This is a genomic window from Pseudomonas fulva (genome assembly GCF_023517795.1).
Lineage (GTDB): Bacteria > Pseudomonadota > Gammaproteobacteria > Pseudomonadales > Pseudomonadaceae > Aquipseudomonas > Aquipseudomonas fulva_D.
This window is the reverse complement of sequence record NZ_CP082928.1, coordinates 2,611,446-2,626,949: the sequence shown is the minus strand read 5'-3', so window position 1 is coordinate 2,626,949 and position 15,504 is coordinate 2,611,446. Positions and strand designations below refer to the sequence as shown.

The window sequence follows — 15,504 nt, the reverse complement described above, 5'->3', positions numbered from 1 at the left end:
TGTCGGCCCGCCACAGAAAGCGGGCCGCTGGTACTTACAGGATGTAGCCGCGCTCGTTGTGCTGAGCCAGGTCGAGGCCGACCGACTCGTCCTCGTCGCTGACCCGCAGGCCCATCACGGCATCGATGACCTTGAGGATCACGAAGGTGACGATACCGGTGTAGATCACGGTGACGGCCACGCCCTTGAACTGGATCCACAGTTGCAGGCCGATGTTCTCGACCTCACCGAAGCCGCCCAGGGCCGGTGCAGCGAAGATACCGGTCAGCAGCGCGCCGACGATGCCGCCCACGCCGTGCACGCCGAACACGTCCAGGGAGTCGTCGTAGCCCAGCTTGCGCTTGAGGCTGGTGGCGCAGAAGAAGCAGATCACGCCGGCCGACAGGCCGATGATCATCGCGCCCATCGGGCCGACGGTACCGGCCGCCGGGGTGATGCCGATCAGGCCGGCGACCACGCCCGAGGCGATGCCCAGTGCGCTGGGTTTGCCGTGGGTGATCCACTCGGCGAACATCCAGCCCAGCGCAGCGGCGGCGGTGGCGATCTGGGTGACCAGCATGGCCATGCCAGCGGTCTGGTCGGCGGCGGCAGCGGAGCCGGCGTTGAAGCCGAACCAGCCGACCCACAGCATCGCTGCGCCGATCAGGGTGTAGCCCAGGTTGTGCGGCGCCATGGCCACGCTCGGGTAACCCTTGCGCTTGCCGAGCACGATGCACGCCACCAGGCCAGCGATACCGGCGTTGATGTGCACCACGGTGCCGCCAGCGAAGTCGAGCACGCCCCAGTCCCACATCAGGGCACCGTCGCCGCCCCAGACCATGTGCGCGATCGGCGCGTAGACAAGGGTGAACCAGACGGTCATGAACACCAGCATCGCAGAGAACTTCATGCGCTCGGCGAAGGCACCGACGATCAGCGCCGGAGTGATGATGGCGAAGGTCATCTGGAAGGTGATGAATACGCTTTCCGGGAAGGCCGCGGTGAGCGATTCCTTGGTCAGGTTGCCGAGGAACATGTTGCCCAGGCCGCCCACGAAGGAGCTGAAGTTGGTGACACCGGCTTCCATCCCGGTGGTGTCGAACGCCAGGCTGTAACCGTAGGCGAACCACAGCAGGCTCATCAGCGCGGTGATGGCGAAGCACTGCATCATCACCGACAGGACGTTCTTGGAACGCACCATGCCGGCGTAGAACAGCGCCAGGCCTGGAATGGTCATGAACAGCACCAGGGCGGTGGCGGTCAGCATCCAGGCCGTATCACCGGAATTCAGCGTTTTTTCCTGAGCCATGACCAGGCTTGGGAAAAACAGGGACGAAAGGGCTCCAAGCCCTGCGATTTTTCGCAGAGTCATGATTTAACTCCTGGGACGATTTGGGGGTGGGGGCGGAGCTTTAGATCGCGTCGGTATCGGTTTCGCCGGTACGGATGCGGATCGCCTGTTCCAGGTTTACGACGAAAATCTTGCCATCACCGATCTTGCCGGTGTTGGCAGCCTTGGTGATGGCTTCGATGACGCGGTCCAGCTGATCGTCAGCAATGGCGACGTCGATCTTTACCTTGGGCAGGAAGTCGACGACATATTCAGCGCCGCGGTACAGCTCGGTATGGCCCTTCTGGCGGCCGAAGCCTTTCACTTCGGTGACGGTGATGCCTTGCACACCGATTTCCGACAGCGATTCGCGGACGTCGTCCAGCTTGAACGGCTTGATGATGGCAGTGACTAGTTTCATGAAACTCTCTCCCGTGTAAGGTGGACTTGCCCCAGGAATTGTTACCCCGGCGCCAGTCTAAGCTCAGTGTCCGGCTTTTGTATGCATCGGCTGCCAAGACGGGCTGACCAACTGCTCGCGGCGAACCCCTCCCGCCCGTTCGTGACAACCGAACCGCATCAGTGCATGGGTCATGAGCCTCTAAGCAGAATTCTTGCCAATACCGGCAAAGCGCCGCTTTTCATGAACTTACAGGGCTGTAGGCAATTGTGATCGGTGTCACGCCCAAGCCTTCGCACCAGAAGTGCGCCAAACCGCACCACACCATGCACACCATTGGTGCGCCACCGGCGCAGCGGCGGCGAAAAACCACCGTGCTACACTGCCGCCAACTCATTCTGGAAGGTTCCCATGCTGCCACCCAAAGCGTTGCTCGATGCCCTCAGCAGCCAGGCCAGTCGCCTGCTCAGCGGTGACAACCCGCTGCCCCGCAGTGAAATCGAAAGCCAGCTCAAGGCCCTGCTGCAGAGCAGCTTCAGCAAGCTGGATCTGGTGAGTCGCGAGGAATTCGACAGCCAGATGGTCGTACTGGCCCGCACCCGCGCGCGCCTCGAAGCCCTGGAAGCCAAGGTCGCCGAGCTCGAAGCACGCACCGCAACGACGCCGCACGCACCGGCCGAGTAACGGCTCGGCCGGCACGCGATCAAGGAGTGATCAATGTCATTGGCCATCGTCCATAGCCGCGCCCAGGTCGGCGTCGATGCACCCGCAGTGACCGTCGAGGCGCACCTGGCCAACGGCCTGCCCTCCCTGGCCCTGGTCGGGCTGCCGGAAACCGCGGTCAAGGAATCCAAGGACCGCGTACGCAGCGCCATCCTCAACTGTGCCCTGGATTTCCCACCGCGCCGTATCACCCTGAATCTCGCCCCAGCGGATCTGCCCAAGGACGGCGGTCGCTTCGACCTGGCCATCGCCCTGGGCATCCTTGCCGCCAGCGGCCAGCTACCCGGCGAATCCCTGACCAGCCTCGAATGCCTCGGCGAGCTCGCCCTGTCCGGTGCGATTCGCCCGGTTCAGGGCGTACTGCCCGCCGCACTGGCTGCCCGGCAAGCCGGTCGCACCCTGGTGGTACCCAGGGAAAACGCCGAGGAGGCCAGCCTGGCTACCGGTCTCAGCGTTCTGGCGGTCGATCACCTGCTGGAGTTGGTCGCGCACCTCAACGGCCAGACGCCGCTGGCGCCCTACCAGGCCGAGGGCCTGTTGCGCCATACCCAGCCCTACCCGGACCTTGCCGAAGTGCAGGGCCAGATCGCCGCCAAGCGTGCCCTGCTGGTGGCCGCTGCCGGCGGCCACAATCTGTTGCTGAGCGGGCCGCCGGGAACCGGCAAGACGCTCCTGGCCAGCCGCCTGCCCGGCCTGCTGCCGCCGCTCACCGAAGAGGAGGCCCTGCAGGTCGCCGCGATACGCTCGGTGGCCAGCCACACGCCGCTGCAGAGTTGGCCACAGCGCCCTTTCAGGCACCCGCACCACAGCGCATCCGGCCCGGCCCTGGTGGGCGGTGGCAGCCGCCCGCAGCCGGGAGAAATCACCCTGGCCCACCACGGCGTCCTGTTTCTGGACGAATTACCCGAGTTCGACCGCCGCGTGCTCGAGGTGCTTCGCGAGCCCCTGGAAAGTGGCCATATCGTGATCGCCCGCGCCCGTGACAAGGTCGCCTTCCCTGCCCGCTTCCAGCTGGTGGCGGCCATGAACCCCTGCCCTTGCGGGTTTCTCGGCGATCCCAGCGGCCGCTGTCGCTGCAGCCCGGAGCAGATCCAGCGCTATCGCGGCAAGCTGTCCGGGCCGTTGCTCGACCGCATCGACCTGCACATCACCGTGGCCCGCGAGAGCACCCAGCTCGATGCGCCGCCAGACAACGGCGAGACCAGCGCGGCCGCCGCCAGCCGCGTCGCCGCCGCACGGGACATCCAGCTGCAGCGCCAGGGCATTGCCAATGCCTTTCTCGACCTGCCCGGGCTGCGGACCCACTGTCACCTGGCCGACGCCGATCGCCAGTGGCTGGAGCACGCCTGCGAGCGCCTCACCCTGTCACTGCGCTCGGCGCACCGCGTGCTGAAGGTGGCGCGAACCCTGGCCGACCTGCAGGCCGAGGAGCGCATCAGTCGCCAGCATCTGGCCGAAGCGCTGCAGTACCGCACCAGCCTGTAAGCCTGCGCAAATAAGCTGAACGAAACGGCTAATGGCCTATCGATAGCAGGCGTGGCCAAGAATCCGACTATCGGTAATGCTACAATCGCGGGCCTTCCGCTTTTGGCGGCCATCCGAAAACCCGAGTCGTTTCTCCATCCTGCCATCCATCCGATCCAGCCTAAGCTGAGGTGGAGGATGCGCACGTCATGGACTGACTCCGACCAAGGAGAGCTAGCTCAATGGGGGCAAATCTGTCTTCCCGCTCCACCCTCAACCCGCCGGTTTTCTTCGGCTCGACCTTCCTGATCGCCTGCCTGGTGATCTACAGCACGGCATTCAAGGACAACGCCCAGAGCGTGTTCGGCGCCACCCAGGCCTGGATCATCGAAAATGCCAGCTGGGTCTATATCCTTGCCGTCGCATTGATCCTGCTGTTCGTGGTGTTCCTGGCCATGAGCCGCTTCGGCGACATCAAGCTCGGCCCGGATCACAGCGAGCCCGAATACAACAACACCACCTGGTTCTCCATGCTGTTCTGCGCAGGCATGGGCATCGGCCTGATGTTCTTTGGCGTGGCCGAGCCGGTCATGCACTTCATCGACCCGCCAGTGGGCGACCCGCAGACCGTCACCGCGGCGAAGGAAGCGATGAAGCTGACCTTCTTCCACTGGGGCCTGCACGCCTGGGCGATCTACGCCATCGTCGCCTTGATCCTCGCCTATTTCGCGTTCCGGCATAACCTGCCGCTGACCCTGCGCTCGGCGCTGTACCCGCTGATCGGCGACCGCATCTACGGCCCCATCGGCCATGCGGTGGACATCTTCGCGGTCATCGGCACCGTGCTCGGCGTGGCCACCTCGCTGGGCTACGGCGTGCTGCAGATCAACACCGGCCTGAACCATCTGTACGGCCTGCCCACCACCACCACGGTGCAGATCGGCCTGCTGATCTTCACCATGCTGCTGGCGACCATCTCCGTGGTCAGCGGCCTGGACAAGGGCATCCGCCGCCTGTCCGAGCTGAACATGCTGCTCGCCGTGGGCCTGCTGCTGATCGTGCTGGTACTCGGCCCGACCGTGTTCATCATGCAGACCTTCGTGCAGAACACCGGCGGCTACCTGTCGGAGATCGTCAGCAAGACCTTCAACCTGTATGCCTACGAGCCGACTGACTGGATCGGTGGCTGGACCCTGTTCTACTGGGGCTGGTGGCTGTCCTGGTCGCCGTTCGTGGGCCTGTTCATCGCACGGATTTCCCGTGGCCGCACCATCCGCCAGTTCATCAGCGGCGTGCTGGTGGTGCCGGCCGGCTTCACCCTGCTGTGGATGACGGTGTTCGGCGACACCGCGATTCACATGATTCTCGTCGACGGGATTACCGACCTGGCCGAAGCGGTGAACCAGGACAGCTCCCTGGCGCTGTTCGCGTTCCTCGAACACTTCCCACTGTCGATGATCCTCTCGCAGATCGCGGTGCTGATGATCGTGGTGTTCTTCGTCACCTCGGCGGACTCCGGGGCCATGGTGGTGGACATGCTGGCCTCCGGCGGCCACGACCAGACACCGGTGTGGCAGCGTATCTTCTGGGCCGCGCTGATGGCCGTGGTGGCCGCTTCGCTGCTGCTGGCCGACGGCCTCAAGGCGCTGCAGACGGCCACCATCGCCAGCGCCCTGCCCTTCGTGATCGCCCTGATGGCCTCGATGTGGGGCCTGCTGCGCGCCCTGCAGATCGATGCGGCCAAACGCAACCTGCGCGATCAGGTTGCCCTCAGCCCCCGTGGCGCCTCGAGCCCTGGCGGCTGGCAACGCCGCCTGCGCAGCATGGTGATGCTGCCGCGCCGCTCCCACGTCAACCGCTTCATCGCCGAAACGGTGCTGCCTGCCTGCCAGCAGGTGGCCGAGGAAATGCGCAAGCAGGGCCGTGAAGCCCAGGTCGAAAGCGGCGACGACGGTCGTGTCACGCTGTCGGTCAGCCATGGCGCCGAAGCGGACTTCCAGTATCAGGTACGCCCCCGCGCCCTGATCCAGCCAAGCTTCGCCCTGCGTGACACCCGCGATGACTCCAACGAGGAGCGCAAGTACTTCCGCGCCGAGGTGCACCTCAACGAAGGCGGCCAGGATTACGACGTGATGGGCTGGAACCGTGAGGAGGTGATCGGCGACATCCTCGACCAGTACGAGCGCCATATGCACTTCCTGCACCTGACGCGCTAAGCCTCTGCAGTAACCAGAACGCCCGGGCCGTGATAGCCCGGGCGTTTTCATTTCTACCTTCTCCTTGCCTCGGCAGGGCAACCCGCGCTGACTGATTGCCGGGTGCAGCTTGATGACTGCGTGGCAAGCGCTTCCAGCCCGCGTCACCAGCCTCCCTGATGGCCTGCTCATGACCTTTCGGCCCGACTTTCAGCGTTGTGCCTGCAAAAAGACGGAAGTAGTCATCGGCGCAGTAGCTGTGGGAGCGGGCGGGGACGCCCAGTCCATGCCCGCGATTTTTCGCGCGCATGGCCCGCTCCCACAATGGACCAGCGAACGGCTGCTCTTGCCTTGTTGCAGTCTTTCTAATGTCGCCCAAAACGCTGGTGAACAGACTCTGGCGGATGGTGCAATCATCGCCAGCCACTGCCGGAAATGAAAATGCCCGCCCTGCTTGCGCAGTGGCGGGCATCGTCTTGCAGCTCAGCTGATTCAGTGCGCCGGCTTGGCCTCCGGGCGGCTACCGATGGCGTTCTGGCTTTCTTCCATGACCTGCTGGATCGCCTTGCGACGGCGTTCCTCGGCGCGGTGGGTGAAGAACCACACCAGGAAGGTGGCCAGCGACACCGCCAGCAGGATCAGGCTGGCGATGGCGTTGATTGCCGGCGTCACGCCCAGGCGCACCTTGGAGAACACCTCCATGGGCAGCGTGGTGGCGCCAGGGCCGGACACGAAACTGGCCAGCACCAGGTCATCGAGCGACAGCGCGAAGGACATCATGCCGCCCGCCATCAACGAGGGCGCGATCATCGGGATGGTGATCAGGAAGAACACCTTCCACGGCCGCGCGCCGAGGTCCATGGCGGCTTCCTCGATGGACAGATCCAGCTCGCGCAGGCGTGCCGACACCACCACGGCCACATAGGCCGAACAGAAGGTGGTGTGGGCGATCCAGATGGTCATCATGCCACGCTCTGCCGGCCAGCCAATCAGTTGCGCCATGGCTACGAACAGCAGCAGCAGCGACAGACCGGTGATCACCTCCGGCATCACCAGCGGCGCAGTGACCAGGCCGCCGAACAGGGTGCGGCCCTTGAAGCGGCTGATGCGGGTCAGCACGAAGGCCGCCAGCGTACCCAGCGCCACCGCGGCAATCGCCGTATAGAGGGCAATCTCCAGAGAGCGCCATACGGCGCCCATCAACTGGCGGTCGTCGAGCAGGCTCCAGTACCACTTGGTCGACCAGCCGCCCCACACCGTTACCAGGCGCGACTCGTTGAACGAGTAGATCACCAGAATGACCATCGGCAGGTAGATGAACAACAGGCCGACCCACAGCATCAGCGTGGAGAAACGGAAATGCTTCATACCCGGCCCTCCAGCTCTTTGGCCCGGCCTGTGGGTGAAGAGCCGGTTGAACAGAATGATCCTTGACGCGTGCTATGCAGAGTCATACGCGTCCCTCCAGCTCTTTAGCTTGGTTACGGTTGAACAGAATGATCGGCACCAACAGGATCGCCAGCATCACCACCGCCAGCGCGGAAGCCACCGGCCAGTCGCGGTTGTTGAAGAACTCCTGCCACAGCACCTTGCCGATCATCAGGGTTTCCGGTCCGCCGAGCAGCTCGGGGATCACGAACTCGCCGACCACCGGGATGAACACCAGCATGCAGCCGGCGATGATGCCGTTCCTGGACAGCGGCACGGTGATCTTCCAGAAGCTGTTGAAGTTGCTCGATCCCAGGTCCGAGGCCGCTTCGAGCAGGCTCTGGTCGTGCTTCACCAGGTTGGCGAACAGCGGCAGGATCATGAAGGGCAGGTACGAGTAGACGATACCGATGTACACCGCGGTGTTGGTGTTGAGGATCTGCAGCGGTGCGTCGATCAGGCCGATGCTCTGCAGGAAGCCGTTGAGCAGGCCGTTGTTGCTGAGAATGCCCATCCAGGCGTAGACGCGGATCAGGATCGCGGTCCAGGTCGGCATCATCACCAGCAGCAGCAGGACCGTCTGGGTTTCCTTCCTGGCCCGGGCGATGGCATAGGCCATCGGGTAGCCGATCAGCAGACAGGCCAGGGTGCTGAAAAAGGCGATCTTCAGCGAACCCAGGTAGGCAGCCAGGTACAACTCGTCTTCGGTAAGGAAGATGTAGTTGCCCAGGTTCAGTACCACCTGCAGGGTATTGTCCACCCAGGTGTAGATTTGCGTGTACGGCGGGATAGCCACGTCGGCTTCGGCGAAGCTGATCTTCAGCACGATCACGAAGGGCAGCAGGAAGAACAGGAACAGCCAGATGAACGGAATGCCGATCACCAGGTGTCGGCCGTTAGGCATACGCTTGGTCAGGCTGCTCATCTTCATGATTGCAATACCACGCCGCTGTCGTCTTCCCAGAACACCACCACGGGCTCATCCCAGGTCGGCCGCTTGCCACGACGCTCGGCGTTGGCGATGAAACACTGGACGATCTGCCCGGAAGTCAGCTTGACGTAGTACACCGAGTGGCCGCCCAGGTAGGCGATGTCGTGCACGATGCCGTGGCTCCAGTTGTAGTCCGGGTGCTCGTGATCGGCCGGCAACTGGGTGGCCATCAACAGCTTTTCCGGGCGCAGGGCGTAGGTGACCTGGGTCTCCTGGGCGCGGGTGCTGATGCCGTGACCGATGTAGATGGGCTTGTCCAGCTGCGGGCAGTCGATCACCGCGTGGTCGGTATCGTCGTGGACGATCTGCCCGTCGAACAGGTTGACGTTGCCGATGAACTCGCAGACCAGGCGGCTAGCCGGCGTCTCGTAGACGTCGATCGGGCTGCCGATCTGGGCGATCCAGCCCAGGTGCATGATGGCGATGCGCTGGGCCATGGTCATGGCCTCTTCCTGGTCGTGGGTGACCATCACGCAGGTCACGCCCACGCGCTCGATGATCTCCACCAATTCGAGCTGCATCTGCGAACGCAGCTTCTTGTCCAGGGCGCCCATGGGTTCGTCGAGCAGCAGCAGCTTGGGCCGCTTGGCCAGGGAGCGGGCCAGGGCCACGCGCTGGCGCTGGCCGCCGGAGAGCTGGTGCGGCTTGCGCTTGGCGTACTGGGTCATGTGCACCAGCTTGAGCATCTCGGCCACGCGCTCGTCGATCTCGGCCTTGGACATCCTGTCCTGCTTGAGGCCGAAGGCGATATTGTCCGCCACGCTCATGTGCGGGAACAGCGCGTAGGACTGGAACATCATGTTGATCGGTCGATCGTAGGGCGGCAGTTCGGTAATGTCCTGGCCGTCGAGGTAGATACGCCCCTCGGTGGGTCGTTCGAACCCGGCGAGCATGCGCAGCAGGGTCGACTTGCCCGAGCCGGAGCCCCCGAGCAGGGCGAAGATCTCGCCCTTGTTGATGGTCAGCGAGACATCGTCGACCGCGACGGTTTCGTCGAACTTCTTGGTTACGCGCTCGATCTTGACCAGCACCTCTTTGGGTTGCTGGCTGCCCTCGATGACCTTCTTATAGGTACTGGAAGCAACTGCCATTACCAAACTCCCGCAGTAAAAATGGCGCCCGGCGAGGGCCGGGCGCTAAAGGGTTCATCATCTTCCGGACTTGATCTTCGTCCAGCTTCGCGTCATCAGGCGCTGCGCCTTGGGCGGCAGTTCGGCCATCACGTACAACTTGTCCAGCACGGCCTGGGGTGGGTACACCGACTCGTCCTGGCGAATGTCCTGGTCCATCAGCTCGCCCGCCTTGAGGTTGGGGTTGGCATAGCCGACATAGTCACTGACCCCGGCGATCACCTGTGGATCGAGAAGGTAGTTTATGAAGGCATGGGCCTGCTCGACGTTGCTGGCATCCTTGGGGATGGCGAGCATGTCGAACCACAGGTTGGCGCCTTCCTTGGGAATCGCATAGGCGATTTCGACGCCCTTTCCAGCCTCCGCGGCACGGTCGGATGCCTGCAGGACATCGCCGGAGTAGCCGAACGCCACGCAGATGTTGCCGTTGGCCAGGTCCGAGATGTATTTCGAGGAGTGGAAGTAGCTCACGTAGGGGCGCACTTCCATCAGCTTGGCTTCGGCCTTGGCGTAGTCATCGGCGCTCTGGCTGTTGGGATCCAGGCCCAGGTAGTTGAGCACCGAGGGGATCATCTCGTCCGCCGAATCCATGAAGGACACGCCGCAACTGGCGAGCTTCTTCATGTTCTGCGCTTCGAACAGCACAGCCCAGGAGTCGATCTTGTCGACACCCAGCACTTCCTTGACCTTGGCGACGTTGTAGCCGATGCCGTTGGTACCCCAGAGGTACGGTACGGCGTACTGATTGCCCGGGTCGTTGGTTTCCAGCTGCTTGAGCAGCGCCGGGTCGAGGTTGTTCCAGTTCGGCAGTTTGCTCCGGTCGAGCTTCTGGAATGCGCCCGCCTTGATCTGCTTGCCGAGAAAATGATTGGACGGCACCACCACGTCGTAGCCGCTACGGCCAGCGAGCAGTTTGCCTTCCAGGGTTTCGTTGGAGTCGAAGACGTCGTAGACCGGTTTGATGCCCGTGTCTTTCTGGAACGCGGCCAGGGTGTCCTCGCCGATATAGTCGCTCCAGTTGTAGATATGCACGGTACCGTCGGCATGTGCCAGGGTTGCCAGGCCAACCGAAAGCGCGGTCGTTGTCAGGATCTTGCCCAGGGGAAAATGCACAGGTCGTCCTCTTCTTGTGGCTCATCACCCGCAGGTGACGTATCGCGATTCGGGGGAGCGCCACGACAGCGGCGCGGCACTCGACGGGCGGCGATCCGCCCCTTGCCCATGAGCGCAGACCGCGGCGCCAGGCACCGCGGTTATCGGCATCAGCGGCCGGACTTGATCTTCGTCCAGCTGCGGGTCATGGCGCGCTGGGCGGCCGGCGGCAGATCCGGGAAGGCGTACAGCTTGCCCATGGTTTCCTGGGTCGGGTACACGCCCGGGTCGTTGCGAATGGCTTCGTCGACCAGCGGCGTGGCTTTCGCGTTGCCGTTGGGGAAGTGCACTTCGTTGGTGATCTCGGCCATGATTTCCGGCTTCATCAGGAAGTTCATGAAGGCATAGGCCGACTCGACGTTTTCCGCATCGGCGGGGATGGCCACCATGTCGAAGAAGGTACCGGCGCCTTCCTTCGGAATGTTGTAGGACACCTTGACCTTGCCACCGGCCTCTTCGGCACGGGCCTTGGCCTGGTAGACGTCACCCGAGTAACCCACGGCCACGCAGAGGTTGCCGTTGGCCAGATCGGAGATGTACTTGGACGAGTGGAAGTAGGTGACCGACGGGCGGATCTTCAGGAACAGCGCCTCGGCTTCCTTGAGCTGCTTCGGATCGGTGCTGGTTGGGTCGTAACCCAGATACTGCAGGGCGATCGGCAGGATCTCGGTCGGCGAGTCGAGGAACGACACGCCACAGGCCTTCAGCTTCTCGATGTTCTCGGGCTTGAACAGCAGGTCCCAGGAATCCACCGGCGCGTTGTCGCCAAGCGCGGCCTTGACCTTCTCCGGGTTGAAGCCGATGCCGATCGAGCCCCACATGTACGGGAAGGCGTACTGGTTGCCCGGGTCGCTGACCTCGACGGTTTTCAGCAGGTTCTTGTCCAGGTTCTCCCAGTTCGGCAGCTTGGACTTGTCCAGCGGCTGATAGACCTTGGCCTTGATATGCTTGGCCAGGAAGTTGTTGGACGGCACCACGATGTCGTAGCCGGACTTGCCAGCGAACAACTTGGCTTCCAGGGTTTCGTTGGAGTCGAAGACGTCGTAGGTGACCTTGATACCGGTCTCCTTGGTGAACTTGGCCACGGTATCCGCGGCGATGTAGTCCGACCAGTTGTAGACGTTCAATACCTTGCCATCTGCCTGCGCCATACCGGCCACGGCGCCGGCCAGCGTCACCGCCAGCAGAGTCTTGCCGAAAGTCTTGATCATGCGGTTCAGCTCCCTTATGTGATGTCGATTAACCGGGCCGCCGTTCTTCGCGGCTGGGCCCGTTTTTTTGGCCGGCAAGTCTGGCGATAACAGCCCCATCGCTCAAGCCCTCACAGGCAATTGATTACACCCGACTGTCGCTGCGTGCGAAAGCGCACGACGGCCGTCAGGCCAGTAAAGCACGGGCGGTGAGATCCAGGCATTTACGGGCCTTTTCCACCAGCTCGTCGATCTCGCTCTTGCTGATCACCAGCGGCGGCGAAATGATCATGGTGTCGCCCACGGCGCGCATGATCAGACCGTTCTCGAAACAGTGCCCGCGGCAGATCATGCCCACCGCCTTGTCGCTCGGATAACGCCCGCGGGTCGCCTTGTCCTTCACCAGTTCGATGGCGCCCAGCATGCCCACGCCGCGCACCTCGCCGACCAATGGATGATCGGCCAGCTCGCGCAGTCGCTTCTGCAAATACGGTGCCGTTTCTTCTCTGACCCGCTCGATGATCTTTTCTTCGCGCAGAATTCGAATGTTCTCCAGCGCCACCGCCGCCGCCACCGGATGCCCGGAATAGGTGAAGCCGTGGTTGAAATCGCCACCCTCGTTGAGCACCTGGACGATCTCGTCACGCACCACCAGGCCACCCATCGGCACGTAGCCGGAGGTCAGGCCCTTGGCGATGGTCATCATGTCCGGCGTGTTGCCGTAGTAATCGCTGCCAAACCACTCACCGGTACGGCCGAAACCGCAGATCACCTCGTCGGCGACGAAGAGGATGTCGTACTTGGCGAGAATCTCGCGCACCCGCGGCCAATAGCTGTCCGGAGGGATGATCACCCCACCGGCGCCCTGGATGGGCTCGGCCAGGAAGGCCGCGACGTTGTCTTCGCCGACCTCGAGAATCTTCTTCTCCAGCTCGTCGGCGGCCCAGATACCGAAGGCTTCCGGGCTCATGTCGCCGCCCTCGCCGAACCAGTACGGCTGGGCGATGTGCACGATGCCCGGAATCGGCAGGTCGCCCTGCTCGTGCATGCCCTTCATGCCGCCCAGGCTGGCGCCAGCGACGGTGGAGCCGTGATAGCCGTTCTCGCGGGCGATCACCACCTTCTTCGCCGGTTTGCCCTTGAGCGCCCAGTAGTGGCGGACCATGCGCAGCATGGTGTCGTTGCCTTCCGAGCCCGAGCCGGTGAAGAACACGTGGTTCATACCGGCCGGCGTCACCTCGGCGAGCGCCTTGGCCAGCTCCAGCACCGGCGGGTGCGCGGTCTGGAAGAAGGTGTTGTAGAAGGGCAGCTCGCGCATCTGCTTGCTGGCCGCCTCGACCAGTTCCTCACGACCGTAGCCTACGGCCAGGCACCAGAGCCCGGCCATGCCATCGAGAATCTTGTTGCCTTCGCTGTCCCACAGGTGCACACCCTCACCGCGGGTGATGATGCGCGGGCCTTTTTCGGCCAGTTGCTTGAAGTCACTGAAGGGCGCCAGGTGGTGATCACGGCTCATGGCCTGCCACTGCTGGGTCTTCGCATTGTTTGCCGTCATGTTCACCTCTTTATGAATGCAGGGCCGTGCGGATCGCGCGCCAGCCCCGGCTGGATCAGACCGAGAGCAGCAGGAACTCGCGTTCCCAGGAACTGATCACCCGCTTGAAGTTCTCGTGCTCGGCACGTTTGACCGCCACATAGCCGCTGACGAACTTGTGGCCCAGGTACTGTTCGACGACCTGGCAGGTTTCCATGCGCTCCAGCGCCGCCTCCAGGGTCAGCGGCAGGCGCAGGTTGCGGCGCTCGTAGCCACGGCCCACCACCGGTGCGCTCGGCTCGATTCCTTCGACCATGCCGATGTAGCCGCACAGCAGGCTGGCCGCCAGGGCCAGGTAGGGGTTGGCGTCGGCGCCGGCCAGGCGGTTTTCCACCCGACGGTTCTGCGGCGTGGCATCCGGCACGCGCAGGCCGACGGTACGGTTCTCCTCGCCCCATTCGACGTTCACCGGCGCCGAGGTATCGGGCAGGAAGCGGCGGAACGAGTTGACGTTGGGGGCGAACAGCGGCAGCACTTCGGGGATGTATTTCTGCAGGCCGCCGATGTGGTGCATGAACAGCTGGCTCATCGAACCGTCTTCGTTGGAGAAGATGTTCTTGCCGGTCTTCAGGTCGATGATGCTCTGGTGCAGGTGCATGGCGCTGCCCGGCTCATCGGTGATCGGCTTGGCCATGAAGGTCGCCGCCACGTCGTGCTTGAGCGCCGCTTCGCGCATGGTGCGCTTGAACACCAGGATCTGGTCGGCCAGGTGCAGGGCCTCGCCGTGCCGGAAGTTGATCTCCATCTGCGCCGGGCCTTCCTCGTGGATCAGGGTGTCCAGATCCAGGCCCTGCAGCTCGCACCAGTCGTACATGTCTTCGAACAACGGATCGAATTCGTTGGCCGCGTCGATCGAGAAGCTCTGCCGGCCGGTTTCCGGGCGCCCCGAGCGGCCCATCGGCGCCACCAGCGGGAAGTCAGGGTCGCTGTTGCGCTTAGTCAGGTAGAACTCCATCTCCGGCGCCACGATCGGCTGCCAACCCTTGTCGGTATAGAGGCGCAGCACTTTCTTGAGGATGTTGCGCGGCGACAGCTCGATGGGATTGCCCTGCTTGTCGTAGGTGTCGTGGATCACCTGGGCGGTCGGCTCGATGGCCCAGGGCACGATGAACACGGCGTTCTCGTCCGGCCGGCAGAACATGTCGATATCGGCCGGGTCGAGCAGGTCGTAATACACATCGTCTTCGACGTAGTCGCCGGTGACGGTCTGCAGCAATACGCTCTCGGGCAGGCGCATACCCTTTTCGTCGAGGAATTTGTTGGTCGGCGAGATCTTGCCCCGGGCAATCCCCGTCAGGTCGCTGACCAGACATTCGACTTCGGTGATCTTGCGTTCTTTCAACCAGCTGGAGAGCTGGTCCAGTTTGGTGCTCATAGAGACCTCAGGTTTTTTGAAACCGGCATCCTCGGCCGGCTCGACATGCCCCGAATCTGGCGGCGGGCCTGGATGCAGCCGCCAGCGCACGGGATAATCCAGGGTGTTGACGTCATGGCGGACAGCCGTCTGACCGTTCCTCCAGGCGCAAGAGCCGGCGCCTGCCCGCACGAAGCGGCGTCTCACCACATCGCCCACGACTGTAACCGACCTTTGTTGCGCTCGACAGCGGCAGATGCCATTGCAAAGCGCGCGCCGTCCCTGCCGGGCATCGCCAACCGCGGTCAATCGCGTCGGCACGCGGGTAGGGAACAGATACACGAAGCCGCCCCGCTCGACAGCACAGCATAGACACGCAGGACAGGAGGATACTGACGGAGTGTGCAGATTTTCGAGCGAATCGGCCCACTGGCGTGGCAGCGACGAAACGCCGAGGGAAGCGATGCGGGGTCACCGCGCGCAAAGCGGGTCCGGCCTCCGCCATAGCCGGCAACGCCGCGAACCCTGTGGGACTGGCAATGACGCCGGACAGCGACACGCAGCTCATGCAACA

The 15,504-nt window shown here is 63.4% G+C and carries 12 protein-coding genes; 3 read left to right on the top strand and 9 right to left on the bottom strand.

Annotated features, from left to right (window positions below; genetic code table 11):
- Positions 1 to 34: 34 nt before the first annotated feature.
- A complete protein-coding gene (locus K8U54_RS11810; protein ID WP_070885919.1) occupies positions 35 to 1,351 on the bottom strand; it encodes an ammonium transporter in 1,317 nt (438 codons plus the stop codon).
- A 40-nt stretch (positions 1,352 to 1,391) separates the two neighbouring features.
- On the bottom strand, positions 1,392 to 1,730 hold the full coding sequence (glnK, locus tag K8U54_RS11805; protein ID WP_003096476.1) for a P-II family nitrogen regulator: 339 nt from the start codon (positions 1,728 to 1,730) through the stop codon (positions 1,392 to 1,394).
- A gap of 390 nt (positions 1,731 to 2,120) precedes the next feature.
- Between glnK and K8U54_RS11800 the strand changes: the two genes are divergently transcribed.
- From K8U54_RS11800 to K8U54_RS11790, 3 genes are all read left to right on the top strand, one after another.
- The gene (locus K8U54_RS11800; RefSeq protein ID WP_070885918.1) at positions 2,121 to 2,393 is read left to right on the top strand and encodes an accessory factor UbiK family protein; all 273 of its coding nucleotides are present in this window, start codon (positions 2,121 to 2,123) and stop codon (positions 2,391 to 2,393) included.
- Between the two features lie 33 nt (positions 2,394 to 2,426).
- Positions 2,427 to 3,917 carry a YifB family Mg chelatase-like AAA ATPase gene (locus K8U54_RS11795; RefSeq protein WP_249910281.1) on the top strand — a complete coding sequence of 497 codons (1,491 nt, stop codon included), beginning with the start codon at positions 2,427 to 2,429 and terminating at the stop codon, positions 3,915 to 3,917.
- A 221-nt stretch (positions 3,918 to 4,138) separates the two neighbouring features.
- On the top strand, positions 4,139 to 6,112 hold the full coding sequence (locus K8U54_RS11790) for a BCCT family transporter (RefSeq protein WP_249910280.1): 1,974 nt from the start codon (positions 4,139 to 4,141) through the stop codon (positions 6,110 to 6,112).
- A gap of 471 nt (positions 6,113 to 6,583) precedes the next feature.
- On the opposite strand, the gene K8U54_RS11785 is transcribed toward K8U54_RS11790, so the two are convergent.
- From K8U54_RS11785 to K8U54_RS11755, 7 genes are all read right to left on the bottom strand, one after another.
- Positions 6,584 to 7,459, bottom strand: a complete 876-nt coding sequence (locus tag K8U54_RS11785; protein ID WP_249910279.1) for an ABC transporter permease subunit — start codon at positions 7,457 to 7,459, stop codon at positions 6,584 to 6,586.
- Positions 7,460 to 7,541: 82 nt separating this feature from the next.
- The gene (locus K8U54_RS11780; RefSeq protein ID WP_249910438.1) at positions 7,542 to 8,423 is read right to left on the bottom strand and encodes an ABC transporter permease subunit; all 882 of its coding nucleotides are present in this window, start codon (positions 8,421 to 8,423) and stop codon (positions 7,542 to 7,544) included.
- A 23-nt stretch (positions 8,424 to 8,446) separates the two neighbouring features.
- Positions 8,447 to 9,601, bottom strand: a complete 1,155-nt coding sequence (gene potA, locus K8U54_RS11775) for a polyamine ABC transporter ATP-binding protein (protein WP_249910278.1) — start codon at positions 9,599 to 9,601, stop codon at positions 8,447 to 8,449.
- A gap of 57 nt (positions 9,602 to 9,658) precedes the next feature.
- Positions 9,659 to 10,753, bottom strand: a complete 1,095-nt coding sequence (locus tag K8U54_RS11770) for a polyamine ABC transporter substrate-binding protein (protein WP_249910277.1) — start codon at positions 10,751 to 10,753, stop codon at positions 9,659 to 9,661.
- 149 nt (positions 10,754 to 10,902) lie between these two features.
- Entirely contained in the window at positions 10,903 to 12,003 is a 1,101-nt protein-coding gene (locus K8U54_RS11765) for a polyamine ABC transporter substrate-binding protein (protein ID WP_139159484.1), read from the bottom strand.
- Between the two features lie 166 nt (positions 12,004 to 12,169).
- The gene (locus K8U54_RS11760) at positions 12,170 to 13,537 is read right to left on the bottom strand and encodes an aspartate aminotransferase family protein (RefSeq protein WP_249910276.1); all 1,368 of its coding nucleotides are present in this window, start codon (positions 13,535 to 13,537) and stop codon (positions 12,170 to 12,172) included.
- 55 nt (positions 13,538 to 13,592) lie between these two features.
- A complete protein-coding gene (locus K8U54_RS11755) occupies positions 13,593 to 14,951 on the bottom strand; it encodes a glutamine synthetase family protein (RefSeq protein WP_070885911.1) in 1,359 nt (452 codons plus the stop codon).
- Positions 14,952 to 15,504: the final 553 nt, after the last annotated feature.

Excerpts from the sequence above, each read along its gene's own strand:
- K8U54_RS11810 (WP_070885919.1), bottom strand. The coding sequence starts at position 1,351 with ATGACTCTGCGAAAAATCGCAGGGCTTGGAGCCCTTTCGTCCCTGTTT.
- glnK (WP_003096476.1), bottom strand. The coding sequence starts at position 1,730 with ATGAAACTAGTCACTGCCATCATCAAGCCGTTCAAGCTGGACGACGTC.
- K8U54_RS11800 (WP_070885918.1), top strand. The coding sequence starts at position 2,121 with ATGCTGCCACCCAAAGCGTTGCTCGATGCCCTCAGCAGCCAGGCCAGT.
- K8U54_RS11795 (WP_249910281.1), top strand. The coding sequence starts at position 2,427 with ATGTCATTGGCCATCGTCCATAGCCGCGCCCAGGTCGGCGTCGATGCA.
- K8U54_RS11790 (WP_249910280.1), top strand. The coding sequence starts at position 4,139 with ATGGGGGCAAATCTGTCTTCCCGCTCCACCCTCAACCCGCCGGTTTTC.
- K8U54_RS11785 (WP_249910279.1), bottom strand. The coding sequence starts at position 7,459 with ATGAAGCATTTCCGTTTCTCCACGCTGATGCTGTGGGTCGGCCTGTTG.
- K8U54_RS11780 (WP_249910438.1), bottom strand. The coding sequence starts at position 8,423 with ATGCCTAACGGCCGACACCTGGTGATCGGCATTCCGTTCATCTGGCTG.
- potA (WP_249910278.1), bottom strand. The coding sequence starts at position 9,601 with ATGGCAGTTGCTTCCAGTACCTATAAGAAGGTCATCGAGGGCAGCCAG.
- K8U54_RS11765 (WP_139159484.1), bottom strand. The coding sequence starts at position 12,003 with ATGATCAAGACTTTCGGCAAGACTCTGCTGGCGGTGACGCTGGCCGGC.
- K8U54_RS11760 (WP_249910276.1), bottom strand. The coding sequence starts at position 13,537 with ATGACGGCAAACAATGCGAAGACCCAGCAGTGGCAGGCCATGAGCCGT.
- K8U54_RS11755 (WP_070885911.1), bottom strand. The coding sequence starts at position 14,951 with ATGAGCACCAAACTGGACCAGCTCTCCAGCTGGTTGAAAGAACGCAAG.